The organism is Bradyrhizobium sp. CB1015 (assembly GCF_025200925.1).
GTDB lineage: Bacteria > Pseudomonadota > Alphaproteobacteria > Rhizobiales > Xanthobacteraceae > Bradyrhizobium.
In genome coordinates this window covers 7,040,812-7,065,882 of the sequence record NZ_CP104174.1, presented here as the reverse complement: position 1 = coordinate 7,065,882, position 25,071 = coordinate 7,040,812, and the positions used below count along the sequence as shown (strand labels likewise).

General features: G+C 64.8%; 25 protein-coding genes. 15 read left to right on the top strand and 10 right to left on the bottom strand.

Annotation, left to right across the window (positions count from 1 at the left end):
- The 5 genes from N2604_RS33140 to N2604_RS33120 all read left to right on the top strand — a co-directional run bounded on the left by N2604_RS33140 (position 1) and on the right by N2604_RS33120 (position 5,137).
- Complete coding sequence (locus N2604_RS33140) at positions 1 to 1,086, top strand: ABC transporter ATP-binding protein (RefSeq protein WP_260372168.1); 1,086 nt, start codon at positions 1 to 3, stop codon at positions 1,084 to 1,086.
- Positions 1,086 to 2,060 carry a carbohydrate ABC transporter permease gene (locus N2604_RS33135; protein WP_260372167.1) on the top strand — a complete coding sequence of 325 codons (975 nt, stop codon included), beginning with the start codon at positions 1,086 to 1,088 and terminating at the stop codon, positions 2,058 to 2,060. Before N2604_RS33140 ends, N2604_RS33135 begins: the two co-directional genes overlap by 1 nt.
- Positions 2,060 to 2,866, top strand: coding sequence for a carbohydrate ABC transporter permease (locus N2604_RS33130; protein WP_260372166.1), 807 nt, complete (start codon positions 2,060 to 2,062; stop codon positions 2,864 to 2,866). The genes N2604_RS33135 and N2604_RS33130 overlap by 1 nt, the downstream gene beginning before the upstream one ends.
- 68 nt (positions 2,867 to 2,934) lie before the next feature.
- Complete coding sequence (locus N2604_RS33125; RefSeq protein WP_260372165.1) at positions 2,935 to 3,264, top strand: DUF2160 domain-containing protein; 330 nt, start codon at positions 2,935 to 2,937, stop codon at positions 3,262 to 3,264.
- A gap of 130 nt (positions 3,265 to 3,394) precedes the next feature.
- Complete coding sequence (locus N2604_RS33120) at positions 3,395 to 5,137, top strand: ABC transporter substrate-binding protein (RefSeq protein WP_260376361.1); 1,743 nt, start codon at positions 3,395 to 3,397, stop codon at positions 5,135 to 5,137.
- Between the two features lie 317 nt (positions 5,138 to 5,454).
- Here the strand turns inward: N2604_RS33120 and N2604_RS33115 are convergent, their stop codons facing one another.
- The 3 genes from N2604_RS33115 to N2604_RS33105 form a co-directional block, all read right to left on the bottom strand.
- A complete protein-coding gene (locus tag N2604_RS33115; RefSeq protein WP_260372164.1) occupies positions 5,455 to 6,555 on the bottom strand; it encodes an alkene reductase in 1,101 nt (366 codons plus the stop codon).
- 179 nt (positions 6,556 to 6,734) lie between these two features.
- Positions 6,735 to 7,238, bottom strand: coding sequence for a DUF1993 family protein (locus N2604_RS33110; RefSeq protein ID WP_260372163.1), 504 nt, complete (start codon positions 7,236 to 7,238; stop codon positions 6,735 to 6,737).
- Between the two features lie 230 nt (positions 7,239 to 7,468).
- Complete coding sequence (locus N2604_RS33105) at positions 7,469 to 8,770, bottom strand: lytic murein transglycosylase (RefSeq protein ID WP_260372162.1); 1,302 nt, start codon at positions 8,768 to 8,770, stop codon at positions 7,469 to 7,471.
- Positions 8,771 to 8,955: 185 nt separating this feature from the next.
- Here N2604_RS33105 and htpX point away from each other — a divergent pair, with 185 nt between their 5' ends.
- The 3 genes from htpX to N2604_RS39470 all read left to right on the top strand — a co-directional run bounded on the left by htpX (position 8,956) and on the right by N2604_RS39470 (position 11,283).
- Positions 8,956 to 9,903, top strand: coding sequence for a zinc metalloprotease HtpX (htpX, locus tag N2604_RS33100; RefSeq protein ID WP_260372161.1), 948 nt, complete (start codon positions 8,956 to 8,958; stop codon positions 9,901 to 9,903).
- Positions 9,904 to 10,040: 137 nt separating this feature from the next.
- Positions 10,041 to 10,682 (top strand): tetratricopeptide repeat protein, encoded by a 642-nt coding sequence (locus N2604_RS33095; protein ID WP_260372160.1) that lies wholly within the window; start codon positions 10,041 to 10,043, stop codon positions 10,680 to 10,682.
- Between the two features lie 154 nt (positions 10,683 to 10,836).
- On the top strand, positions 10,837 to 11,283 hold the full coding sequence (locus tag N2604_RS39470; RefSeq protein ID WP_311739678.1) for a DUF3551 domain-containing protein: 447 nt from the start codon (positions 10,837 to 10,839) through the stop codon (positions 11,281 to 11,283).
- A 208-nt stretch (positions 11,284 to 11,491) separates the two neighbouring features.
- Here the strand turns inward: N2604_RS39470 and N2604_RS33085 are convergent, their stop codons facing one another.
- Together N2604_RS33085 and N2604_RS33080 are read right to left on the bottom strand one after the other, a co-directional pair.
- On the bottom strand, positions 11,492 to 11,842 hold the full coding sequence (locus N2604_RS33085; protein ID WP_260372159.1) for a hypothetical protein: 351 nt from the start codon (positions 11,840 to 11,842) through the stop codon (positions 11,492 to 11,494).
- Between the two features lie 160 nt (positions 11,843 to 12,002).
- On the bottom strand, positions 12,003 to 12,803 hold the full coding sequence (locus N2604_RS33080) for a hypothetical protein (protein WP_260372158.1): 801 nt from the start codon (positions 12,801 to 12,803) through the stop codon (positions 12,003 to 12,005).
- Positions 12,804 to 13,185: 382 nt separating this feature from the next.
- On the opposite strand from N2604_RS33080, the gene N2604_RS33075 reads away from it, so the two are divergent.
- Positions 13,186 to 13,479, top strand: coding sequence for an antibiotic biosynthesis monooxygenase (locus tag N2604_RS33075; RefSeq protein ID WP_260372157.1), 294 nt, complete (start codon positions 13,186 to 13,188; stop codon positions 13,477 to 13,479).
- A 180-nt stretch (positions 13,480 to 13,659) separates the two neighbouring features.
- On the opposite strand, the gene N2604_RS33070 is transcribed toward N2604_RS33075, so the two are convergent.
- The gene (locus N2604_RS33070) at positions 13,660 to 15,105 is read right to left on the bottom strand and encodes a short-chain fatty acyl-CoA regulator family protein (protein WP_260372156.1); all 1,446 of its coding nucleotides are present in this window, start codon (positions 15,103 to 15,105) and stop codon (positions 13,660 to 13,662) included.
- Positions 15,106 to 15,333: 228 nt separating this feature from the next.
- Here N2604_RS33070 and N2604_RS33065 point away from each other — a divergent pair, with 228 nt between their 5' ends.
- The 3 genes from N2604_RS33065 (at position 15,334) to N2604_RS33055 (ending at position 18,001) form a co-directional block, all read left to right on the top strand.
- Positions 15,334 to 16,968: an isocitrate lyase gene (locus N2604_RS33065; RefSeq protein WP_260372155.1), complete on the top strand. Its 1,635-nt coding sequence runs from the start codon at positions 15,334 to 15,336 to the stop codon at positions 16,966 to 16,968.
- A 71-nt stretch (positions 16,969 to 17,039) separates the two neighbouring features.
- The gene (locus N2604_RS33060; RefSeq protein WP_197949319.1) at positions 17,040 to 17,252 is read left to right on the top strand and encodes a hypothetical protein; all 213 of its coding nucleotides are present in this window, start codon (positions 17,040 to 17,042) and stop codon (positions 17,250 to 17,252) included.
- A gap of 194 nt (positions 17,253 to 17,446) precedes the next feature.
- A complete protein-coding gene (locus tag N2604_RS33055; protein ID WP_260372154.1) occupies positions 17,447 to 18,001 on the top strand; it encodes a hypothetical protein in 555 nt (184 codons plus the stop codon).
- Positions 18,002 to 18,150: 149 nt separating this feature from the next.
- Here the strand turns inward: N2604_RS33055 and N2604_RS33050 are convergent, their stop codons facing one another.
- Positions 18,151 to 19,035 carry a metallophosphoesterase gene (locus N2604_RS33050; protein WP_260372153.1) on the bottom strand — a complete coding sequence of 295 codons (885 nt, stop codon included), beginning with the start codon at positions 19,033 to 19,035 and terminating at the stop codon, positions 18,151 to 18,153.
- Between the two features lie 94 nt (positions 19,036 to 19,129).
- Here N2604_RS33050 and N2604_RS33045 point away from each other — a divergent pair, with 94 nt between their 5' ends.
- From N2604_RS33045 to N2604_RS33035, 3 genes are all read left to right on the top strand, one after another.
- On the top strand, positions 19,130 to 19,621 hold the full coding sequence (locus tag N2604_RS33045) for an NUDIX domain-containing protein (protein ID WP_260372152.1): 492 nt from the start codon (positions 19,130 to 19,132) through the stop codon (positions 19,619 to 19,621).
- Positions 19,622 to 19,708: 87 nt separating this feature from the next.
- Positions 19,709 to 20,650, top strand: coding sequence for a glycosyltransferase family 2 protein (locus N2604_RS33040; protein ID WP_260372151.1), 942 nt, complete (start codon positions 19,709 to 19,711; stop codon positions 20,648 to 20,650).
- An 86-nt stretch (positions 20,651 to 20,736) separates the two neighbouring features.
- A complete protein-coding gene (locus tag N2604_RS33035) occupies positions 20,737 to 21,252 on the top strand; it encodes a GNAT family N-acetyltransferase (RefSeq protein ID WP_260372150.1) in 516 nt (171 codons plus the stop codon).
- Positions 21,253 to 21,523: 271 nt separating this feature from the next.
- On the opposite strand, the gene N2604_RS33030 is transcribed toward N2604_RS33035, so the two are convergent.
- The 3 genes from N2604_RS33030 to N2604_RS33020 form a co-directional block, all read right to left on the bottom strand.
- Positions 21,524 to 23,905, bottom strand: a complete 2,382-nt coding sequence (locus N2604_RS33030) for a TonB-dependent receptor (RefSeq protein WP_260372149.1) — start codon at positions 23,903 to 23,905, stop codon at positions 21,524 to 21,526.
- A 145-nt stretch (positions 23,906 to 24,050) separates the two neighbouring features.
- Entirely contained in the window at positions 24,051 to 24,467 is a 417-nt protein-coding gene (locus tag N2604_RS33025; protein WP_260372148.1) for a DUF2946 domain-containing protein, read from the bottom strand.
- A gap of 181 nt (positions 24,468 to 24,648) precedes the next feature.
- Positions 24,649 to 25,071, bottom strand: a complete 423-nt coding sequence (locus tag N2604_RS33020) for a globin family protein (RefSeq protein WP_260372147.1) — start codon at positions 25,069 to 25,071, stop codon at positions 24,649 to 24,651.

Here is a 25,071-nt window from a genome sequence, read left to right as displayed (position 1 = left end):
ATGGCCCGCATTGACCTCGTCGATCTCGCCCATTCCTACGGCGGCAACAAGGCGCCGCAGGAAAGCTTTGCGCTGAAGCCCGTCACCATGACCTGGCGGCAGGGCGGCGCCTATGCACTGCTGGGCCCGAGCGGCTGCGGCAAGACCACGCTGCTCAACGTCATCTCCGGCATCATCACGCCGTCGCGGGGAAAAATCCTGTTCGACGGCAAGGACATCACACCGCTGTCAACCCAGAAGCGCAACATCGCGCAGGTGTTCCAGTTTCCGGTGATCTACGACACTATGACGGTGGCGCAGAATCTGGCGTTTCCGCTGAAGAACCGCGGCGTGCCGAAGGCCGACATCGACAGGCGCGTGGCCGAGATCGGCCGCCTGCTCGACCTCCAGCCCTATTTGAACCGCAAGGCCACGCGCCTGACCGCCGACGCCAAGCAGAAGATCTCGCTCGGCCGCGGTCTCGTGCGCAACGACGTTGCCGCCGTGCTGTTCGACGAGCCGCTGACGGTGATCGATCCCGAGCTGAAATGGCAGCTCCGCTCCAAGCTGAAGGCGTTGCATCGCGAGCTCGACCTTACGATGATCTATGTCACCCACGACCAGACCGAGGCGCTGACCTTCGCCGACACCGTGGTCGTGATGCATGACGGTCGCGTGGTGCAGAGCGGCACGCCGGCCGAGCTGTTCGACAAGCCGGCGCACACCTTCGTCGGCTACTTCATCGGCTCGCCCGGCATGAACATCCTGCCGGCGGAGGTGAGGGGGCGTGAGGCGCGCATTGGCGGTCACGTCATCGCGCTGAACCGCAGCTACGACCACTTGCCTGCGGGCGCGAAGATCGAGATCGGCGTCCGTCCCGAATTCGTCGAGGTGGTCGCGCCCGCACCTAGCCTGCTCACCGCCAGGATCGAGCGCATCGACGATCTCGGCCGCATCCGCTTCGCGCGGGTGCGCGTCGGCGACGCCAAGCTCGCCGCGCGCGCCCCTGGCAGCTTCACCAGCGCGGACGGCAGCGCCGGGCTGAAATTCGATCCGTCGCACGTCCACGTCTATGCCGACAGCCTTCTGGTGGAGGGAGCCGCCTGATGGACAAGACCGTCAACCAAAAAGCCTGGTTCCTGGTGCTGCCGGTGTTCCTGGTCGTCGCCTTCTCGGCGGTGCTGCCGCTGATGACGGTGGTGAACTATTCGATGCAGGACACCTTCGGCAACAACCAGTTCTTCTGGAACGGCGTCGGCTGGTTCAAGGAGCTACTCGATCCCTCCACCGATCTCGGCGGCCGCTTCCTCGCCTCGCTCGGCCGCAACCTGTTCTTCTCCCTTGTCATCCTTGCCATCGAGGTGCCGCTCGGCATCGTCGTCGCGCTGTCGATGCCGCGCGAGGGCTGGACGGTGGCGGCCTGCCTGGTCATTCTCGCGCTGCCGCTGCTGATCCCCTGGAACGTGGTCGGCACGATCTGGCAGATCTTCGGGCGTCCCGACATCGGCCTGCTCGGCTACGTCCTCAACGCGATGGGCTTCGATTACAACTACGTCTCCAACGACGTCGATGCCTGGGTCACCGTCATCGTGATGGACGTCTGGCACTGGACCAGCCTGGTCGCGCTGCTCTGCTACGCCGGCCTGAAGTCGATTCCCGAAGCCTATTACCAGGCCGCGCAGATCGACGGCGCCTCGCGCTGGGCCGTGTTCAAGGCGATCCAGCTGCCGAAGATGAACCGCGTGCTGTTGATCGCGGTGCTGCTGCGCTTCATGGACAGCTTCATGATCTACACCGAGCCGTTCGTCGTCACCGGCGGCGGACCCGGAAATTCCACCACCTTCGTGTCGATCGAGCTCGTCAAGATCGCGCTCGGCCAGTTCGACCTCGGCAAGGCCGCCGCGCTGTCGCTGGTCTACAACCTCATCATCCTGATCGTCTGCTGGATCTTCTACACCGTCATGACCAATGCCGGTGTCGAACGCAAAGTCCAGGCTTCGAGCGAGCCGGCGGTGGAGCCCAAGCCTTCGGCCGCGCTCAAGCCCGTGCCCGCACTCAAGCCTAGGGAAGGAGTGGCCTGATGCATTCGATCCCCGGCCGCCGCCTCATCATGGGGCTGTTCCTGGTCTTCCTGCTGCTGCCGATCTACTGGCTCGTCAATATGAGCTTCAAGACCAACAGCGAGATCGTCTCGACGATGACGCTGTGGCCGCACACCCCGACGCTGCAGCACTACAAGCGCATCTTCACCGACGAGAGCTGGTATTCGGGCTACATCAATTCGCTGGAATACGTCGTCCTCAACACCATCATCTCGATCGCCGTGGCGCTGCCGGCGGCTTACGCCTTCTCGCGCTACCGTTTCCTCGGCGACAAGCACCTGTTCTTCTGGCTGTTGTCGAACCGCATGGCGCCGGCCGCGGTCTATGCGCTGCCGTTCTTCAACCTCTATTCGGCGATCGGCCTGTTCGATACGCCCTGGGCCGTCGCGCTCGCGCATTGCATCTTCAACGTTCCGCTCGCGGTCTGGATCCTCGAAGGCTTCGTCTCCGGCGTGCCGCGGGAGATCGACGAGACCGCCTTCCTCGACGGCTATTCCTTCCCGCGCTTCTTCATCAAGATCCTGGTGCCGTTGATCGCGAGCGGCATCGGCGTCGCCGCTTTCTTCTGCTTCATGTTCTCCTGGGTCGAGCTGCTGCTGGCGCGCACGCTGACCTCGGTGCACGCAAAGCCCATTGCCGCGATCATGACGCGCACGGTCTCGGCAGCCGGCATGGATTGGGGCCTGCTGGCCGCCGCCGGCGTGCTCACCATCATTCCGGGCGCGCTGGTGATCTGGTTCGTCCGCAACTACATCGCGCGCGGTTTCGCGCTCGGCCGGGTCTAGGAGGCGCGCATGATCCCGAAAAGTGGAAACCGGTTTTCGGACCAGATCATGCTCAAGGAGTAAGAGCTATGGAATCCATCGCATGGATGGCCTGGACGCTGCCGACCGCGATCTTCTTCGTCGCGCTGGCCTCGACGCTTGCCGTGATGACCTGGCTCGCCGCGGTCTATCCCGAGGCCGAGCGCGTCGGCGTGCTGCGCATCCCGACCACGCGCGGCGACCGCCTGTTCATCTCGCTGATCGCGGCCGCCGTCATCCACCTCGCATGGATCGGCCTCGTCGGGACCGACGCGATCGCCACGCTGCCGGTCGGCGAGGAGGGGTTTGAGATCTCGAGCCTGTGGCTCGCATCAGGAATTTCGCTGGTCACGGCCGCGCTCATTTTCCGCACGGTCTGAAGCTTGCGAAGGGACGGCCAGATCCGGGACCAACCCGGGCCTGTATAAAAGTTTGTCGCTGCAACGGAGGAACAACATGCGACAGTTTAGGAGAAGGAAAGGTCCATTGACCAAGAATAGTTTTCTGACCATGTCCAGCGCCGCTGCGATCATCGCAGTGTCGTTCGCCGTCGCGGCGCCGGTTCGCGCCGCCGACGACGCCGTGATCCAGAAGTGGATCGCGGAATTCACGCCTTCGACGCTGTCGAAGGAAGACCAGAAGAAGGAGCTGGAGTGGTTCGCCAAGGCCGCCGAGCCGTTCAAGGGCATGGAGATCAACGTCGTCTCCGAGACGATCACGACTCATGAATATGAATCGCAGACGCTGGCCAAGGCATTCTCCGAGCTCACCGGCATCAAGCTCAAGCACGATCTCATCCAGGAAGGTGACGTCGTCGAGAAGCTGCAGACCCAGATGCAGTCGGGCAAGAACGTCTATGACGGCTGGATCAACGATTCCGACCTGATCGGCACGCATTTCCGCTACGGCCAGACCATTGCGCTGTCGGACTACATGACCGGCGAGGGCAAGGACGTCACCAACCCCATGCTCGACGTCAACGACTTCATCGGCAAGTCGTTCGGCACCGGGCCGGACGGCAAGCTCTACCAGCTGCCCGACCAGCAGTTCGCGAACCTCTACTGGTTCCGCTACGACTGGTTCACCAATCCCGACTACAAGGCCAAGTTCAAGGCCAAGTATGGCTACGAGCTCGGCGTGCCCGTGAACTGGTCCGCCTATGAGGACATCGCCGAATTCTTCACCAACGACATCAAGGAGATCAACGGCGTCAAGGTCTACGGCCATATGGACTATGGCAAGAAGGACCCCTCGCTCGGATGGCGCTTCACCGACGCCTGGCTGTCGATGGCCGGCAACGGCGACAAGGGCATTCCGAACGGTCTGCCGGTCGACGAATGGGGCATCCGCATGGAAGGCTGCCGCCCGGTCGGCTCTTCGGTGGAGCGTGGCGGCGACACCAATGGTCCGGCCGCAGTCTACTCGATCACGAAGTATCTCGAGTGGATGAAGAAGTATGCGCCGCCGCAGGCGCAGGGCATGACCTTCTCCGAGTCCGGCCCGGTGCCGTCGCAGGGCAACATCGCCCAGCAGATGTTCTGGTACACCGCCTTCACCGCCGACATGGTGAAGCCGGGTCTGCCGGTGGTGAATGCGGACGGTACGCCGAAGTGGCGTATGGCTCCGTCGCCGCACGGCTCCTACTGGAAGGAAGGCATGAAGCTCGGCTACCAGGACGCCGGCTCCGCCACGCTGCTGAAGTCGACTCCGCCGGATCGCCGCAAGGCGGCCTGGCTCTATCTCCAGTTCATCGTCTCCAAGTCGGTGAGCCTGAAGAAGAGCCATGTCGGTCTCACCTTCATCCGTGAATCCGACATCTGGGACAAGTCGTTCACCGAGCGTGCGCCGAAGCTCGGCGGCCTGATCGAGTTCTACCGCTCGCCCGCGCGCGTGCAGTGGACCCCGACCGGCAACAACGTGCCCGACTATCCGAAGCTCGCCCAGCTGTGGTGGCAGAACATCGGCGATGCGTCGTCCGGTGCGAAGACGCCGCAAGCCGCGATGGATGCTCTCGCGGCGGCCCAGGACTCCGTGCTGGAGCGTCTGGAGAAGTCCGGCGTGCAGGGCGCCTGCGGTCCGAAGCTGCACAAGAAGGAGTCGGCCGAATTCTGGTTCGCCAAGGCCCAGAAGGACGGCACCATCGCGCCGCAGCGCAAGCTCGCCAATGAGAAGCCGAAGGGCGAGACGGTGGACTACGACACCCTGATCAAGTCGTGGCCCGCGACGCCGCCCAAGCGCGCGGAAGTGAAGTAAGCGGCGCGTAAGTCATCAAATGCGAAAGGCCGGGAGCAATCCCGGCCTTTTTCTTTCCTTGCCTCTCCCCGCTTGCGGGAGGGTTATCGCATTTGAGAGCTTTTCCCTGCGGCCATCCTTCGAGACGCCCGCTTTGGGCGGGCTCCTCAGGATGAGGGCGGAGTGCGCGGCAACGGTTTCAACGAGCACTGACGCTGATTAGCCTCATCCTGAGGAGGCGCGTAAGCGCCGTCTCGAAGGACGAGGCGTGCTCGCAGGCCGCCGCCACAAGTCATATGCGATAGCCCTGCCGCAAGCGGGGAGAGGGAGAAGGAAAATTACTCCGCCGGCTCGGCCGCGAGCGTCGGGTAATCCGTGTATCCCTTCGCGCCGCCGCCGTAGAAGGTGTTCTTGTCCCAGTCGTTCAGCGCCGCACCAGCCTTCAAGCGTTCGACGAGGTCGGGGTTGGAGATGAACGGCTTGCCGAAGGCGATGAGGTCGGCGGCGTTCGCGTCCAGCACCTTGGTGGCGAGGTCGAAATCGTAGCCGTTGTTGGCGACGTAGGCGCCGGCAAAGCGCTTGCGCAAGGACGCATAGTCGAACGGCGCAATGTCGCGCGGCCCGCCGGTGGCGCCTTCGACCACGTGGAGATAGACCAGCTTCAGCGCGCTGAGGCCGTCGACGATGTGATCGTACAGGGCCTGCGGGTTGGAATCGGAGATGTCGTTGGCCGGCGTCACCGGCGAGATGCGGATGCCGGTACGCTCGGCGCCGGCCTCGGCGACGACGGCCTTGGAGACCTCCAGCATCAGCTTCGCGCGGTTCTCGATCGAGCCGCCATAGGCATCCAGGCGCTTGTTGGCGCCGTCCTTGGCGAACTGCTCGAGCAGGTAGCCGTTGGCGCCGTGGATCTCGACCCCGTCGAAGCCGGCTTCCAGCGCGTTCTTGGTGGCGCGCTTGAAGTCGTCGATGATCCCGGGAATTTCGGAGAGCTCGAGTGCGCGCGGCTCGGAGACGTCGGCGAAGCCGCCGTTGACGAAGGTCTTGCCCTTGGCGCGGATCGCGCTCGGTGCCACCGGGGCTACGCCGTTCGCCTGCAGATCGACATGCGAGATGCGGCCGACATGCCAGAGCTGGATGAAGATCTTGCCGCCGCGCTCATGCACCTTGTCGGTGACCTTGCGCCAGCCGGCGACCTGATCCTTGCTATAAATGCCGGGCGTGTCCTGGTAGCCCTGACCTTGTTGCGAGACCTGGCTCGCCTCGGTGATCAGGAGGCCTGCGGACGCGCGCTGGGCGTAATAATCGGCGGCGAGCGGACCGGGCACGAAGGTGCCGGGTACGGCGCGGTTGCGCGTCAACGGCGCCATGACGAGGCGGTTCGCCAGCGTGATCGGGCCGAGCTTGTAGGTCTCAAACAATTTGGTCGAACGGCTCATGGGAGTGCTTCCAGGCGGTGAGAGGTCTCGAACACTTGTGCATCGCGACATCAGGCGCAAGGGATGAGCCATACGGAAAGTGCAGGCGAGCTACGCGGCAGCGCCCGCGTAGCATAATTCATGTGCAATTCCGGCGGCGACAGCGGATTTCCGCTGCCGGCGCCGTGCGATTTCACAAATCAGTTCGCGCCGAGGAAATCGCGCTTGCCGATCTCGACGCCGTTGTGACGCAAGATGCCGTGGGCTGTCGCCGCGTGGAAATAGAGGTTCGGCAGCGAGAACGAGCTCAGGAATTGCTGTCCCGTCATGGTGATGGTCTTGCCGGGGCCGACCGGAAAGGTGACGTCCTTGGCGTCGGCTCCCTCAAACTGCTCGGGCTTGAAGGATTTGACATAGTCGATCGTCTTCGCCAGCCGCTGCTTCAACTCCGCAAAGCTCGTTTCGGTGTCAGGCGTCGAGGGGACCTCGCTTTGCGTCAGCCGTGCGCAGCCTTTGGTCGGATAGTCGCTGACCAGCTGGATCTGTTTCGACAGCGGCAACATGTCCGGGAACAGGCGGGAGCCGAGCAGGACGCTCGGCTCGATCTTCTTGGCCGCGCAATGCGCCTCGGCCTTGGTCAGCAGGCCGATCATGCTGTTCAGCATCTGCAAGTAGGCGGGGACGACGGCGTCGTAGAAGGACATGTGATGCTCGCTTCAAATGGTGGAGAAAATCTCAGGAGAAAACCTGAGCCACTCACATGGGAGCCTCATGGAAAATTACAATCGCGGAAAGCGGCTTGTGCGATGCGAAAATTCTACCGCGGCCACCTTCTTCGCTGTCATCGCCGCCACACCCTCGCTGTCATCGCCCGGCTTGCCGCCTTCGCCCAAGCTTCGGCGAAGACGGCAAGCCGGGGCATGACAAGGAGGGCTTAGCGGATCGTCGTCTGTGGCTGGGCCTGCGCCGTGCCCCCGCGCAGACGCGCAAGCAGCTCGGCGGTCGGCCAGGAATCCGCCGGCAGGCCGTACTTGACCTGCGTCGCCTTGACCGCGGCGCGGCTCTGCTGCCCCAGCACACCGTCGACCTTGCCGACGTTGAAGCCGGCGCGCACCAGCAGCTGCTGCAATTCCTTGAGCTCGTTGAACGGCAATTGCGCGACCGGCGCCGTCGGCTTGCGCATCGGCGCGGCTCCGGCGATACGCGAGGCGAGATAGCCCGCGGTGGTCGAATAGATCAGCGAGTTGTTCCACTCGGTGTAGGCCGCGAAATTCGGATAGGCCATGAAAGCCGGCCCGAAGCGTCCCATCGGCAGCAGCACGGACGCTGCGAGATTGTCGTTCGGCAAGGGACGGCCGTCGGGATAGGTGACACCGAGTTGCGCCCATGTCGATCGCGGCTCGCGCACGGTGAGATCGGTCTTCTCCCACGGCAGGTTCGGCGGCACCTTGATCTCCTCCAGCCATGGCTCGCCGCGCCGCCATTTCAGTCCGTTTGCGATGTAGTTCGCGGTCGAGCCGATCACGTCGGCCGGCGAGCGCAACAGGTCGCGCCGTCCGTCGCCGTCATAGTCGACCGCGTAGTTGACGTAGTGCACGGGCAGGAATTGGGTCTGGCCGAGCTCGCCGGCCCAGGAGCCGATCATCTCCTCGGGATGCAGATCGCCGCGGTCGATGATCTTCAGCGCCGCGATGGTCTCGTTCACGAACATCTCGGAGCGGCGGCAATCATAGGCCAGCGACACCAGCGATTTCAGCGTCGGCAGATTGCCCATGTTGGCGCCGAAATCGCTCTCGAGGCCCCAGAACGCGGCGATCACGGCGGGCGGCACGCCGTATTCCTTTTCCGCGCGTGCAAACGCCGCGGCGTATTGCTTGATGTGCTGCTGCCCGTTCTGCATGCGATAGGGCGCTGCCATGCGGCCGGCAAATTCGGTGAAGATCTGACCGAACACGCGCTGGCCGCGGTCGCGGTTGACGATGCCCTGATCGTAGACGAGATAGGGCGATGCCTCCGCGATCGCCCGCTGCGACACGCCGGCGGCCACCGCCTGTTGCTTCACGTCGGCCAGGAAGCGATCGAAGCTCGCGCCATTGTGGCACGAGGCAGCGCGCGGCGACGGCGGGATGGCTTTTGGCGCGGCAGGCCTGGCAGGCGGCGGCGCGAACTGGGCTGAGGCAGGATCGGAGAAGGCGAGAATCGCGGTGGCCGCGATCGCAAGTCGGGTCAGGAGCATGAGGATTCCGGAAGGGAGGAGACGCTGGGATTCTTGACGAAGTTTAATGGAAGGGTGGCGCTCAAACCAGTGCCGCGGCTCCGCGACGCACCCGGAAACCTTGCAGCCCGGCCGGGGTCATCCCCACCTGATGTGGGCCGGCCTGCGGCGCTTGCAGAGGCCGCGGCCGGCCAGGAGAGACGGCCATGAACTATCTTCGTACCGCAATGCTGCTCGCAGGCCTGACCGCCCTGTTCATGGGCGTCGGCTATCTGATCGGCGGCGCCTCGGGCGCCATGATCGCGCTCGTCATTGCCGCCGCAACCAACCTCTTCACCTACTGGAACTCCGACCGCATGGTGCTGTCGATGTACGGCGCCCATGAGGTCGATCGTTCGACCGCGCCGGAGCTGGTCGGCCTTGTCGCCGAGCTTGCGGGCCGCGCCGGCCTTCCGATGCCGCGCGTGTTCGTGATGGATGAGGTCCAGCCCAACGCGTTCGCCACTGGCCGCAATCCGGAAAATGCCGCGGTCGCCGTCACCACCGGTCTGATGAACCAGCTCAGCCGGGAGGAGCTCGCCGGCGTGATCGCGCACGAGCTCGCGCACATCAAGCATCACGACACGCTGCTGATGACAATTACCGCGACCATTGCCGGCGCGATCTCGATGCTTGCCCAGTTCGGCATGTTTTTCGGCGGCCACCGCGACAACAACAACGGTCCGGGCATCGTCGGCTCGATCCTGTTGATGATCCTCGCTCCGCTCGGCGCCATGCTGGTGCAGATGGCGATCAGCCGTACCCGCGAATATGCCGCCGACAATCTCGGCGCGCGCATCGTGGGACAGCCGATGTGGCTGGCTTCCGCGCTGGTGAAGATCGAGGGCGCCGCGCACCAGGTGCCGAACTACGAGGCCGAGCGAAACCCTGCGACCGCGCACATGTTCATCATCAATCCGCTGTCGGGTCATGGCGTGGACAATCTGTTTGCCACCCACCCCTCGACGCAGAACCGCGTCGCCGCGCTCCAGCAGCTCGCGGCCGAGCTCGGCACGCGCGCGGCGCCGTCGGTCGGCGCCAACGAGAACTATCCGCCGCGCGGTCCCTGGGGCCGCTCCTCCTCACGCGGCCCGTCACGTGGTCCTTGGGGCTGACGGAGCCGGCGAGGGATTTGCGTCCGGCTTTGTGATCTGGCGCACACAGGGGCGTCCCCGACCGGTGTTAACACCTCGACGTGACCATTCCTTCGAAAGGGGATGCGTGGCCGGCCCGTTGCCGGCCACCGTCGAAGATGACCAGATTTGCCGTACCATTGCTGATCGTCCTTTGCGTGCTCGTCGGCTTGTCCACGCACATGGTCGTCAATTGCGGCGACGAGGACGATCCCGACATCTGCTCGGCCGTGATCGGCTTCTCGCCGTTGCGCGGCTCGCTGATCGCTTTCGCCTATGCGGGGCGCGGGCGGATCGCGCTGCGTCACGGCGACTTCAGGCGGGCGATCGCCGATTTCGACGAGGCCATTCACCTCAATCCCAACCGCGCTTCGCTCTATCGCGACCGGGCGCTGGCGCGCCGGCAGAACGGCGACCTCGAGCTTGCCATTGCGGATTACGACGAGGCGATCGCGCATGATCCCAAGCTCGCCGCACCCTATCACCAGCGCGGTCTCGCGCTTGCCGCCACCGGCGATCTCGATCGCGCCATCCTGAGCTACAGCACGGCGGTCCGCCTCGACCCCACCGATGCGCAGGCCCGTCTCGATCGCGGCCTTGCGTTCCTCGCCCGCGGCCAGGCCGATGACGCCCGCGCCGATTTCGAGGCCGCGCTGGCGCTGCCCGCCGGCAAGGACGCTCACGCGCGAGAGGTCGCGCGCGCCAAGCTCGCGGAACTCGCCAGCGCCGAGCCGACACAGGTCGCCGCGCCGCGAAGGTGAGGATCTGGCGCTGCGTTAGCGGCAGCACCTTCTCGTTTCTGTAGGACAGGTGGCTTGCCGTATAGCGGCGAGACGGGTGAAAGATGCGAGAGCACGACGGTTACGGCTGCCTCCTGCACGTATGAACGAATTAGGCTAGTATCGAATTGGATCTATGCTGGCCGGGGCCATAGTGAATCCGTGTCGTGCGCGCTTGGAGGAGCTTCCAATGTGCAAATGGGCTTTGACGATTTTGACCGTGACTATCGCGCTGATCGCGGGAGACGCTCGGGCTCAAAGATATGACCCGGCTTTTCCCGTTTGCTTGAACGTCGTTTCTCGCGGAATGACCCCTTATTACCGATGCAGCTTCACGACGATGGACCAATGCAGGGCGTCGGCAAACGGTCAGATGTGCGTCCTCAATCCCTATTACGCCGGTGCGGCGAGCAGAACGAACGATCGGCGTCATCATCGCCAGACCTACGCGCCACCGAGGCCGCCGATCCAATACCGGGCCGCACCATATAATCAGTTCAATGAACCCTATTATGGAGCGTCCCAAGGTTACGCGCCTGGCGAGAAACAGCGATTTCTCCAAAGTGTGAGGCAATTCATGTGAGGAATGTCGCTCGACTGCGTTCGAGCAGCGCATGCCCAGGGCGGCAGGGATCGTTGAGGTCGCAGCCGCCCCGATTGCGGCGGGCGCGCGGGAGCGTTTCGCGAAAGCGCAACGCGGCGATCCGATTCCGGTCGGAGATGATAAGGTAGACAGGGCGGCGAGCCTCCAGATCGCCAATCCCGCGGCGGCGATCAGGGAGGTGCAACGCCTACGTCTTCTTCTTCGCCTTCGCTTTCTTTGCGGCCTTCTTCGCCGGCTTCTCGTCCTTTGACTTCTTTTCCGGCTTCACCGTAACAGGCGTGCTGGCGGCCAGGCGCATCGATCGCGCGTAGCTGTCGGCGACGTTGTCGGCGGACATCTGCAGGCGCTTGGCGGCCGCATTGGCCTGTTCCATGGTGGCCTTGGCCATCATCTTGAAGCGCTCGCCGGTCTCCTTGCCCTTGGCCTTGGCCGCAAGGCTGTTGAAGCGATCCCGCCGCTCCTTGGCACGGGTCATCAGGCCCGTATGCAGCTGTCTGGCCAGTTGCCGGATCACGACATCCAGGTCGGCGTCCGCCATGTTCTCTTATCCCCTTCGAAAAACGGTATCGATGCGGGCGGGACTATGCAGATCGGACCCCGCCTTGGCAATTCCCGGCTGTGCGTCATCCGCAGCTTCCGGCATGCGAAACAAAAAAGCCGCGCTGTTCGCGCGGCTCCTTTGGCTTGGCTGCTTCCGCTCACTTGAGCGAGGCGACCGGGCCGTTCGTGGCTGCCGGCTCGGGGTCGAAGCCGAACACGCCGACCAGGTATTTGTAATAGTCCGGCATCTTCTCCTTGAGCGCCTCGCGCGACTTCGGATCGTGGAATTCGCTCTTTCCGGAGAGGAAGATGCTGGCGGTCACGGCGAAGAACTCCATCGGGTTCTTCATCGCATAGGATTCCTTCGGCAGCATGTCCTTGGACTTGGCCAGGGCATAATAGCCGATCACGCCCTTGTTGGCGTAGCCGTCCGGCAGAAGACGCGCGTGGAAGGCGTGCAGCATCTCGTGCAGCAGCACGGCCTCCTTCTCGTAGCGCATCATGTCGGGCCGCAGCATGATCACGCCGAGGCCCGAATCGACCGCGAGGTCGACGGCATTGGGGTTGGTCCAGCGCTGCTTGGCGGGGTCCCAGACCGTCAGGGTCCGGGGCGCGGTGCGCTGCATGTCCGGCGTGACCCGGCCGTAGCAGGCGGTGGCGGCGCCTTCGTCGAGGCAGGCGAGCTCGCTCGCGACGATCGGAACGGTGTGGAAGAAGCGCAGCACGCGCGGGGAGAGGCCGACGCCTTCGACGACGTCGATCTGGCTCTTCAGGTTCTCGGTGAGCTTGTCGACATCCTTGCGGTCGCGGTTCTCGGATGTGTCGAACATGTAGCCGCGGTAGCTCTGGAAGCCCGGCGGCAGCGGCTGCGCCGCATCGGCATCGAGCGAACCGGCATTGGACGGATTGGCAAAGAGCGCGCCGACAATGGTCGCGGTCAGCAGCAACGCAATGCGCATGATGAACCCCCTGATGTCACTTCGCCCGGCAGATTAGGCCGCCGTTGTTTGCGAAAAGTGAGTGCGGCGAGACTAAGGCACCGATGTTGAGGCGTGCTTAACCGTTGGTTGCAGATCGCGGAGACGGATTAGGATCGGGTTAACCAAGGAGGGTTCCGCGAGCGCTAACCTATCACCGTCACCCTGAGGTGGCCGCTTCTTCAGCGGCCCTCGAAGGGCGACGGCCCGGCTGTATCGGGGCCGTGCATCCTTCGAGGCTCCCCATGGGACGCGTTGCGTCCCATGCCTCGCGCCTCAGGATGACGGAGTGGCTGCTAACGGTGTAGATTCAGCGGAGGGCAGCAAAGCCCGGAAGTCCAGACAGCCGGAAGGGGAGGATGCCATGTATGCCGCCATCCGTCAGGCCAAGGCGAAAAGCGGGAGCGCGGAAGAGCTGACGCGCCGCATCAAGGACGGCGCCGTTCCCATCATCAGCGACGTCGACGGTTTCCGCGCCTATTACGTCGTCTATGCCGGCGACGACACGGTCACCGCGATCTCGATCTTCGACAAGTTCGAGCAGGCCGAGGAAGCGAACAAGCGCGCCATCGCCTGGATCGAGAAGGATCTCGGCCCGCTGCTTGCCGGCGACGCCCGCGCCATCGCCGGACCGGTGATCGTGCATACGCTGGCGTAGGACCGATAGTTTCGTGCCCCGGACGCAGCGCAGCGCCCCGGGCGATGCGAAGCATCGTCCGGTGCGGTGCGCTGCAGAGCCGGGGCCCATGGTGCGGCGTTGCGTGGCTCGCTGGGTCCCGGCTCTGCGCAGCAGCGTAAGAGCGCTGCAGCGCGTCCGGGACACGAGACCTCAATCCTCTCACAACTCCCGCGCATTCGAGAACGCAAAGCTCGACACCCGCCGCGTCGTCTCATCCAGGATCAATGTGCGCGTGATCGGCGGCTCGGCGCGCTGAGCACAGTTCTCGCGCTCGCACAGGCGGCAGTTGACGCCGATCGGGGTGCCGTCGGCCTTCTCCAGGTCCATGCCGGTGGCGTAGGTCAGGCGGGCGGCGTGGCGGATCTCACAGCCGAGGCCGATGGCGAAGCGCGGCTGCGGCAACGGATGCGGCGCGACGGGGCGGCGCACCATCTGCGCGATCGAGAAATAGCGCGTGCCGTCGGGCAGCTCGATCACCTGCTTGAGCAGGCGATCCGGCGTGTCGAAGGTCGAATGCACGTTCCAGAGCGGACATGTGCCGCCGAATTTCGAGAACGGGAAGGTGCCGGAGGAGAAGCGCTTGGAGACGTTGCCGGCATTGTCGACGCGCAACAGGAAGAACGGAATGCCGCGCGCGTTCGGCCGCTGCAGCGTGGTGAGGCGATGGCAGACCTGCTCGAAGCCGGAATTGAAGCGCTGCGCCAGCACGTGGATGTCGTAGTTCAGCGCTTCGGCGGCTGCGAGGAACGCCGGGTAGGGCATCATCACGGCGGCCGCGAAATAATTGCCGAGCGTGATCCGGAACAGCCGGCGCGGCGCGTCGTCCAGCGGGCCGGCACGGCCGATGATGGTCTCCAGCGCTTGCGCGCATTCCCCGAGGCCCAGCTGGAAGGCGAGCTGGAATGCGCGGCCGGGCGGATCGACCAATTCCGAGATCAGCAGCTGCCGGCGGTGGCGGTCGAAGCGGCGGAGCGTCTCGCGCATCACGTCAACCGGCATGATGCGGGTCTGGATCGAGTGCTTCTCACGCAAGCGCGCGACCAGCGCCGCATACAGCCCCTCGGCGGGCACGTTCAGCTCGTCGCGCAGATTTTCCGCGGCCTGCTCCAGCTCCGGAAAATAGTTGCGGTTGGCCTCGATCAGCTCGCGCACGCGCTCGACCGGATTGGCTTCAAAGCGCGTGCCGACGTCGCGATCGGCCATCTGCGCAGCGGCCAGCGTCTCGCCCTGGCGGGCCTCGGTATAGGCCGCATAGAGCCGCTGCAGTGCATGGGTGACGCCCGGGCAGAGCTCGGCGAGGTCTCGCAGCTCCTGCTTGGGCACGTCGATCTGCCGGAACAAGGGATCGGAGAAGATCTCGTTCAGCTCGGCGAAGAAGCGGTCCTCGTCCGCGGTGGCGAGGTCGCGCAAGTCGAGATCGTAGGTCTCGGCCAGCCGCAGCAGGATCTGCGCCGTGACCGGGCGCTGGTTGCGCTCGATCAGGTTGACATAGCTGGGCGAGATCCCGAGCCCCTCGGCGATCTGGGTCTGCGACAGCCCCAATTGCTGCCGGATCCGCCGGAAGCGCGGGCCAACGAAGAGTTTCTTGCCGGACTCGGCGGCCATTTCTCAGATCTCCAGACTGATCAAGGTCAGAATCGCTGACCAAATATTTACAAGATTTACAAAATAACATCTATTACACGTTCATATGTTACATGACATCACCAATAAAAAACAAGCCACTATACGAACTTTGTCTTTTCGCGTTTAGCTCCTGACACGCATCTCGCAATGCATTGTCAAGAATGTCGATGGCTACCCATCGCCATCGTCAGCGAAAGGATCAGGCACATGAACTACCAGCCCCGCGGTATCAGCACCTTCCAGGGTCCGTCCTCGTATCAGGACGAGGTCAAGGCGGCTCAGGCGCTCCTGGAGACCCAGCCGACCTGGAACGGCGTGTCGGCCGAGGCCGTCGCGCGCATGCGCCTGCAGAACCGGTTCAAGACCGGCCTCGACATCGCCCGCTACACCGCTGCCGTGATGCGCGCCGACATGGCCGCCTATGACAAGGACCCCACCAAGTACACCCAGTCGCTGGGCTGCTGGCACGGCTTCATCGCCCAGCAGAAGCTGATCTCGGTCAAGAAGCACTTCGGCGGCAAGACCGACCGCACCTATCTCTATCTCTCCGGTTGGATGATCGCGGCGTTGCGCTCCGAGTTCGGTCCGCTTCCCGACCAGTCCATGCACGAGAAGACCGCGGTGCCGGCGCTGATCGAGGAGCTCTACACCTTCCTGCGTCAGGCCGACTCGCGCGAGCTCAACGACATCTTCCGTCTGCTCGACAAGGCGCGCAAGGAAGGCGACAAGACCCGCGAGAAGGAGCTGATCGAGAAGATCGACAACTTCCAGACCCATGTCGTCCCCGTCATCGCCGACATCGATGCCGGCTTCGGCAACGCGGAGGCGACCTATCTGCTCGCCAAGAAGATGATCGAGGCGGGTGCCTGCGCGCTGCAGATCGAGAACCAGGTTTCGGACGAGAAGCAGTGCGGCCACCAGGACGGCAAGGTCACCGTGCCGCATGACGTCTTCCTGGCGAAGATCCGCGCCTGCCGCCACGCCTTCCTCGAGCTCGGCGTCGAAGACGGCATCGTCGTGACCCGCACCGACTCGCTCGGCGCCGGCCTGACGCAGCAGATCGCCGTCAGCCACAAGCCCGGCGACATCGGCGACCAGTACAACAGCTTCCTCGATTGCGAGGAAATCACCGCGGAGAACGCCCGCAACGGCGACGTCATCATCAACCGCAACGGCAAGCTGATGCGTCCGAAGCGGCTGCCCTCGAACCTCTACCAGTTCCGCCCCGGCACCGGTGCAGACCGCTGCGTGCTCGATTGCATCACCTCGCTGCAGAACGGCGCCGACCTGCTCTGGATCGAGACCGAGAAGCCGCATATCGAGCAGATCGCCAGCATGGTCGATCGCATCCGCAAGGTCGTGCCGAACGCCAAGCTCGCCTACAACAACTCGCCGTCGTTCAACTGGACCCTCAACTTCCGTTGGCAGGTCTACGACGCGATGAAGGAAGCGGGCCAGGACGTCAGCAAGTACAACCGTGCCGAGCTGATGAAGGCGGAGTACGACGACACGCCGCTGGCGAAGGAAGCCGACGAGCGCATCCGCACCTTCCAGGCGGATTCGGCCAAGCGCGCCGGCATCTTCCACCACCTGATCACGTTGCCGACCTATCACACGGCGGCGCTCTCGACCGACAATCTCGCCCGCGAGTATTTCGGCGAGCAGGGCATGCTCGGCTACGTCAAGAACGTCCAGCGCGCCGAGATCCGTCAGGGCATCGCCTGCGTGAAGCACCAGAACATGGCCGGCTCCGACATCGGCGACGACCACAAGGAGTACTTCGCAGGCGAAGCCGCCCTGAAGGCGGGCGGCGTCCACAACACGATGAACCAGTTCGGCTAACGGCGGATCGGACCGGTCTGGAAGCCAGGTTGGAGTCCAGGCCGGTCACGCACCTCAACAGGAGACTGACAATGACCAAAGGCAGCAATTTCTGGGTGATCGGCGGCGAGTTCGGTTCGATGAACTTCCACAAGCTCGTCGAAGGTTCGGCCCAGGTCAAAGGTCCGTTCAAGACCCGCAAGGAAGCCGAGGACTGCTGGCGCGAGGTGTCGGAACAGAGCCGTCACATGGCCGGCGTCCGTTTCTCGATCGTGGAAGAGCCGCAGCGCGCCCCGGCAGCCTGATCGGCAGCTGCCGAGCTGAAACAAGAAGACGTCCAAGGACGGATGGTCCCATCCAGGCCTAGCCTGGGTGGGATCGTCTGCTTTTGGCACAGGTGAAACGGCTGTGGGCGCCGTAAGTCTCTGGAATTGTGGGCCTTTGCGGAGGGTTTGGTTGCTGATAGGTTAATGGGGATAAGTCGAGGACGAGGCCGACAATGTCAGAGCCCGAGACCAGCGGGACCCATCCCGGCCAGCCGCGCCCGGTGCGGCTGCGCGATGCGCTGCTGCGCGCGCGGATCGAGGCGGCCGACCGGACCGGCGTCGTCGTCGATCTGCGCGACGCCGAGGTGGCGCGGCTCGAGATCCTCAACGACGCGCTCGATCCGCTGTTCGCGCAGGTGCCTGATCAGATCGACCTGTTCGACCGCGGCATCAGCCAGGGCGACACGCCGAGACTCTGGATCGACGTCGTCGCCCACATCGTGATGGGCCGCGACAAGCGGATGTACCGCTTCGTCCAGGACACCCGCTTCGGCCGCATCGTGCTCGCCGAATCGCACGACACCGCCGTGATCGTCGAGGCCGTCACCGACTATGTCGCACGCCGCATGATCGAGCGCGAACGTGCGATGGTGATTGCGCCCGAACCGCAGGCCCGGGCCGCCGCGCCGCCGCGCCGCTCGCGCCTCTGGCCGTTCGTGTTCGGCTTCGTGCTCGGCGCTGCCGCGTTGTTCGGGGTGGCGGTGATAGCGGTCTTGCGGAACTGGTAGATTTCTCTCCGTCGTCATTGCGAGGAGCCCTCGTAGCCCGGATGGAGCGAAGCGCAATCCGGGAAACCTGTTGCTCCAGATGCACTGTCCCGGATTATGCTTCCGCTCCATCCGGGCTACGGAGCCGGGCTTCGCATGCGCCAGCGGGACTAGATCAACCGCACATGCTTGATCTGCCCGATCTGAAATCCAGCCCCGAGGCTTCGCACCGTCTGCTCGCAGCGCCAGCCGGTATTGTCCTTCTCGATAGTGAACAGATTATACGCCGCCGCCGGATAGCGTCCGTGCGCGAGCGCGGAGGCCGACGGCACGCCGAGCGCGGGGATGTTGCCGTTGGGACTCTCGAACCACATCGTCGAATGAATGTGATCGTGCCCGTGCAGGACCAGCTCGACGCCGTGGCGCTTCAACAGCGCCAGCAGCGCCGGCGCGTCCGTCATCCGCTTCTGGCGCGCGCTGGATTTCAGCGGATGATGCACCAGCAGCACGCGGAAGACGTCTTCCGCCGCAAGCCGTTCGAGCACCTCCGCGAGGGCGGCGAGCTGATCGCGCCCGAGCGTGCCGGTCGCCATCAGCGGCAGGGTCGGCACCGCCGTGGACAGGCTGATCAGCGCCAGCGGCCCGCGCCGGCGCACGGCGGGAAAGGCCGCGGCGCCGGGTGTGTCCGCGGCGATGTAGTGCAGGAACGTCTCGCCGAAGCGATGACGCGTCGCGCTGACATAGGCGTCGTGATTGCCGGGAATCGCGGTCACGCGGTCGGGCGGGCCGACGCTTTCGAGCCAGGCCAGCGCCGGCGCGAACTCAGCCTCCAGCGCCAGGTTGACGAGATCGCCCGTCACTGCGATGTGGTCGGGCGCCTGCGCCTTCATGTCGGCGACGAGCGCATCGAGCACCTCGCGGCGCTGGTACTTGTGGCGGTTGCGCGTCCAGTTGACATAGCCGAGCGCGCGCTTGCCGGCGAGCTCGATCAGCCGCGGCTTCGGCAAGGGCGCTAGATGCGGATCGGACAGATGGGCGAGCGTGAAGGGAGCCATGGCGCGCGATTGCCTCGCTATTGCTCCACTGTAATGGCAAGGTCGCCCGCGCCGCGCAAGCAGGGCCTGAAACGGGGGACGCCAAGGAAGCCTGATGGGAGAACGTCTGAACCGAGCCCGACGGAAAGCCGAGCCGCTGCTGCGGCGGATCTTCCACGTCTATTTCCTGCTCGTCCGCGGCATGACGCTCGGCGTCCGCGCCGTGGTGCTGGATGCCGACAATCGCGTGTTCCTGGTCAGGCACAGCTACGTCAGCGGCTGGTATTTGCCTGGCGGCGGCGTCGATTTCGGCGAGACCATGGAAGAGGCGCTGCGACGCGAGCTCAAGGAGGAGGGCGACATCGATCTGACCGGCGAGGCGATCCTGCACGGCGTCTTCCTCAACAGCCACGTTTCGCGCCGCGATCACGTCGCGGTCTACGTGGTCAGGCAGTTCAGGCAGGACCGCGTCCCCGAGCCCAACCGCGAGATCGTCGAATGCGGGTTCTTCGACAATGCCGCGTTGCCCGAGGGCACCACGCCGGGCACGCGGCTGCGGATTGCCGAGGTGCTCGATAGCAGGCCCGTGATTGCGACGTGGCGCTGAGGGCGGCTTGTGCTAGTAACCCGCTCGATGCGCACGGCAGGCCATGCCGCTCGGGCGCGAGCCGACAAGCCTCGGAGTGCTGCCCTGATGAGCTCAACGCAACTTCGTATCGCGGTGCTGGTGCCCTGCTACAACGAGGAGGCCGCGGTCGCGACCGTCGTTGCCGATTTCCGCAAGGCGCTGCCCGCGGCGGAGATCTACGTCTACGACAACAATTCGCGCGACCGGACCGCCGCGGTCGCGCGCGAAGCCGGCGCGATCGTGCGCAGCGAGCACCGGCAGGGCAAGGGTCACGTCGTGCGCCGCATGTTCGCTGACGTCGAGGCCGACGTCTATGTGCTGGTCGATGGTGATGCCACCTACGATGCGCCGAGCGCGCCGCGCATGATCGACAGGCTGCTCGACGAGCATCTCGACATGGTGGTCGGCCTTCGCGTCGATCAGGTCCAGGCCGCCTACCGGCTCGGCCATCGCACCGGCAACCGCATGCTGACGGGCTTTTTGTCCTCGACCTTCGGCCACGCTTTCAAGGACATCCTGTCCGGCTACCGGGTGTTCTCGCGCCGCTTCGTCAAATCCTTCCCCGTCCTCTCCGACGGTTTCGAGATCGAGACCGAGCTTGCGGTCTATGCGCTGGAATTGTCGCTGCCGGTCGCCGAGGTCGAGACGCCCTATTATGCGCGCCCGGAAGGCTCGTTCTCCAAGCTCAACACCTGGCGCGACGGCTTTCGCATCCTCGGTACCATGCTCAAGCTCTATCGCGCCGAGCGGCCGCTGCGCTTCTTCACGGTGATCGGAATCCTGCTGGCGCTGGCGTCGATCATCCTCGCGATCCCGATCGTGATCACCTTCATCGAAACCGGCCTCGTGCCGCGCCTGCCCACGGCCGTGCTGTCGATGGGCCTGATGATCATGGCCCTGCTGTCGGTGTCATCAGGGCTCGTGCTCGACACGGTGACGCGAGGGCGGCGGGAGATGAAGATGCTGGCCTACCTGTCCCAGCCGGCGTCGAAACGGGACGCGGGTTGAGCCAGGCCTGCACTTCACCCCGCTGGGCCCGGCACGGACAGCGCCCATGGACCTTCGCATGCGCAAGTGCTACTCCGCGAATTGACATGAACGATCTCTCACTGACCATCCTTCCCGAAGCCGCCGGTGACGCCCAGGCGATCGAGCGGCTGCACGAACGCACCTTCGGCCCCGGCCGCTTCGTGCTGAGCGCCTACCGGATCCGCGAGCACGTCGACCATCTGCTCGAACTGTCCTTCACGGCCCGCATCGGCACGCTCCTGGTCGGCTCCGTCAGGCAATTGCCGATCCTGATCGGCGACACGCCGGCGCTGCTGCTCGGGCCGCTCACCGTCGAGCCGCCATTCCGCGACCGCGGCATCGGCCGTCAATTGATGGAGCGCGCGGTGAAGGACGCCAAGGCGAAAGGACACCGCCTGGTGCTGCTGGTCGGCGACGAGCCCTATTACGGCCGCATCGGTTTCAAGCCGGTGCCGAAGGGCCGCGTCACCATGCCCGGCCCGGTCGATGCCGCCCGCATCCTGGTGTTCGAGCTCGTCGATGGCGCCTTCGAGGGCGTGTCGGGCGCAGTCGGCCCCGATTGGAGCAAGGCGAGGGTGTAGAGTGGCCCGTAGCCCGGATGGAGCGCAGCGCAATCCGGGAAGGTCCCTCCGCGGCGAGAGAACCCCGGATTACGCTGCGCTCCATCCGGGCTACGACAGTGAACATTGGGAGTGCAGCAGCCGCGCCTCATACTCGTCATTGCGAGCCACCGGGTCCGCGCGAAGCGCGGCCCGATGACAAGCTCCGCGAAGCAATCCAGAATCTTTCTGCGCAGGCAGTCTGGATTGCTTCGTCGCAAGGGCTCCTCGCAATGACGGCGTGTGTCGTCACCTAGAACTTGAAATTCGCGAACGCCCGCACGCCGATGCCCGGCATCAAGACCTCGTCCTTGGTGTAGGACACCGAGTTGCGGATGTTCGCGTTGAGGAGATTGTTGCCGACGATACCGGCCATCATCTCGCGCGCGCCGAACCAGTTCGGGGCGAGCTTGGTCTTGTAGCTGATCTCGGCCTTCAACAGATTGTAGCCCGCCGTCGGCGTCTCCGCGATCACGGCGACGTTGTTCTGCGCGAAGGCGTGCAACAGGTTGACGCGCATCAGCCAGTTGTCGTCGCGCCAGAACAATCCGCCGCCCATGCGCACCGGCGGAATCCGCGGCACGTTGGTGCCGTCGGAGAAAGTGGCGCGGACCACGTCGAGCTGGTTCTCGATGCCCCAGATGCCGCCCTGGAACGCGCCGATATCGAGCTGCGACTGGAATTCGCCGCCGCGGAAGTTCGCGTTGCGCTGCGAGTAGACCGCCTGGTTCAGCTCGGCCCCCGGATTGCCGCAGGATGCAAAGTCGTCGTCGCACATCACGCCGGTAAGGCGGCGATAGATGAAATTGTCGAAATGCGTGTAGTAGACGGTCGCCTCGAACCGGAACGGCCCCGTCGCCTTGCGCACGCCGAGCTCGACCGATTTCGCGGTCTCGATCGTGAGGTTGGGATTGCCGATGTCGAACGTCGCCGTCGCGTCATGCGGGCCGCGGGAAAACAGCTCGGCTGCCTTCGGCGCGCGCTCGACATATTGCGCGGTGATGCTGCCGACCATGCCGCCCGGCAGATCCTGCAGCAGGCCGATGCTGCCGCTCTTCGGCGTGTAGGCGGGATTGCGCGCGACCGCCGCCTGCGGCGTGCCGTCGGGCAGGTAATCCGCCGGGAAGTTCGGCGTCGTGCCGTGCAGCTCGACATGCTCGATGCGGCCGGCGATCTGCGCCCGCGTCGCTTCCGAGAACTTGAACTCGTTGAAGGCGTAAGCCGCGACGCGCGTGTTGGTGTTGGGATCCCACAGCCCGTTGAACAGCGTGCCGGGATTGTCGGGGCTCGGCGCGCTCAATTCCTGATGCCCGACCTGGAAGCCCAGTGCCGTCGTCACCTCGGCGAAGCGTGCGTTGAACGGCATCAGCTGCACCTCGGTGCGGATCTCCTGCTCCTTGTTGGTGAAGGTCTGCCGGATGCCGTCGCTGTTGAGGTCGGCGGGATCGGCCAGGCCGAGCTCGTTGTGCCGGTAGTCGGTCGCGCCGGCCCAGAACCGGATCGTATCGATCGCGGCCGCGTCGGGGCGGTACTCGCCCTTGACGTTGATCTTGGTCTGGTGACCATCGATCCGCGTCTGGTGGTCGGCGCCGTCGATGCCGGGGATGTGGTAGAGCGAATCGTTCTGCGTGATCGACGCACCGATATAGCCGCCCTGGAAGAAGTAGGAGCCGCCGATCGAGGCGCCGTCCGAGCGCGTCGCCGAGTTCGGCTGGCGACCGTTCACCGGGCGCGACTGGTCGGTCAGATACGGATAGCTCGGGATGTAATAGTCCGAAGTGGTGCGGCCATAGGCGTCGGCATGGAAGGCAAAATTGCCGCCGCCGGTGTCGAGCAGCACGCCGCTTTCGACGCCGCGGTCGACCGAGCTGAAGGCGGTGCGCGTCTCCGCGGTGACGCAGGGCGAGGTCGCAGCGTTCGCGAGCGGGGCCTTGGTCGGCAGGCCGTAGGCCTGGAACGACGGCGCGCAGGAGGGCAGCGCATCCGGAATCCGGTTGTTGGTGGCGCTGACCACGCCGCCGATCGAGGTCGAGCCATAGCGCAGCGCCGCCGGCCCGCGCACCACCTCGACCTGGTTGGTCGCGAGCGGATCGATCGGGACGAAATGATCCTCGCCGAGGTCGGAGGCGCCGCCGCCATTGGTGCCGTTCTCGACGATGCCGACGCGGTTGACGTCGAGACCCCTGATGATCGGCCGGCTGGAAGCGCCGGGCGCGAAGCTCGATCCTGTGATCCCGGGCTTGGAGAACAGGAGATCGCCGAGCTGACCGCCGCCCTCGCGGCGGATCTCCTCGTTCGGCACCACGGTGACCGTCGCGAACTGGTTGGTCACGATCGGCAGCACGCCCTGCTGGGGCGCGGCGGGTACGGCAGCTGCCGGCGCGGCTTCCGCCGTCTGCTCGCGGCTGCGAACCCGCGCGGTCCGCGTGCCGCGGCCTGCGTTGCGCGACGGCACGACCGCTCGACGTACGATCGGGCTCGGGGCCGTCACGGTGACGGCGGGAAGCTCGGTCGACGATTTGTCTTGTGCCGGCTGTTGCGCCGAGTCTTGGGCGAACGCGGATGTAGCGGCGGCGCCGAGCAGGAGCAGGCTTGCTCCGCCAAGGCGCTGCACGCGTCGCAATTGAAATGACATGGTCCTGATTCCAGTCAGGCGCCGTCCGGATGATGCTCTGCTGATCGGAGGCGGCCTGCCGTCGCGGCGCGACGGAATTCGACTTCAACTTCTCCCAGGGACTTGCCGATGCGCGGCGAGGCTGGGCGTGATCAAGCGTTGGAGATCAGGACGCAGGAGGGCCGCGCGGCTGGAACGCCGCGCCGGCCGATGTCAGATGAGCGAACTCGGCGTCGAGGGTGCGCTGGAGCAGCTCGATCGCCTGCGGCAGCAGCAGCACAGGCGGCGTCGCCGACACGATTGTGCCCGCCATCGCAATGATGGCGCAGATGGCGCAATTGTCCTCGCCCGAATGCTCGCGGTCAGGACTTCCCGGCGATTGCTTCTGCACCGCGACGCGGTCGATCGCAGCAACGCCCTTGGTGCTGTCCTTGGCGCTGTCGGTCTGCTGGGCTGAGGATTGAGCAAGGGGTGCGGCCTGCGCGAACCAGTGGCTGTGCCCGAATGTCAGCGCGAGCTGCACCAGCATCGCGAACAACGCGAGCCGGGCGCCGTGCCTGCTATTCGACCGGAACCACTTCATCTGGAAACGCCACCCCCACACCGGGGCGCCAATCCCGGGACGCCGCGATGTTATAGTGTAACATCGCCCGACCGGATGGCAGATGTCAACCGCGGCCGATCTGCTCAGGCGGGCCAGTCACACGATGTGTCGTCCATGCAACTAGCGACGGTTACGTGCGCCGTAGAGGGCTTGTGATCGGTCACGACGACGACGGACTGCTGTCAATAGCGATCATACGCTGAGCAATGATGCCGTAAACCTTACGCCAGGCCTGCTCCACCTCATCGGTCCAATGCGCGCCAAGACCGCGCGCAAAGCTCCAGATCAGAGCTTCGCCGACGACTGGGTAGTGCTCAGGTCTCACGCCATAGCGCATGTGATTGCGGCCGAGGATGTCGGCACCCGACAATAGGCCAGTCGTCTCATCGAGGCTGCCAACCAACACCGCGAGCTTCGAGATGAAATCATGCTTGAGGTTGGTCATGTCGGCCGGAAACATCGGTCGGATTTCCGGCGCAAGTTCAAACATCCGATCGTAGAACGTCGTCGTCATGTCGGTCGCGTTCGCGAATACCCTGTCGAAGGAAGACCTGACGCGAACGATCTCCTCTGCGGTCAACAT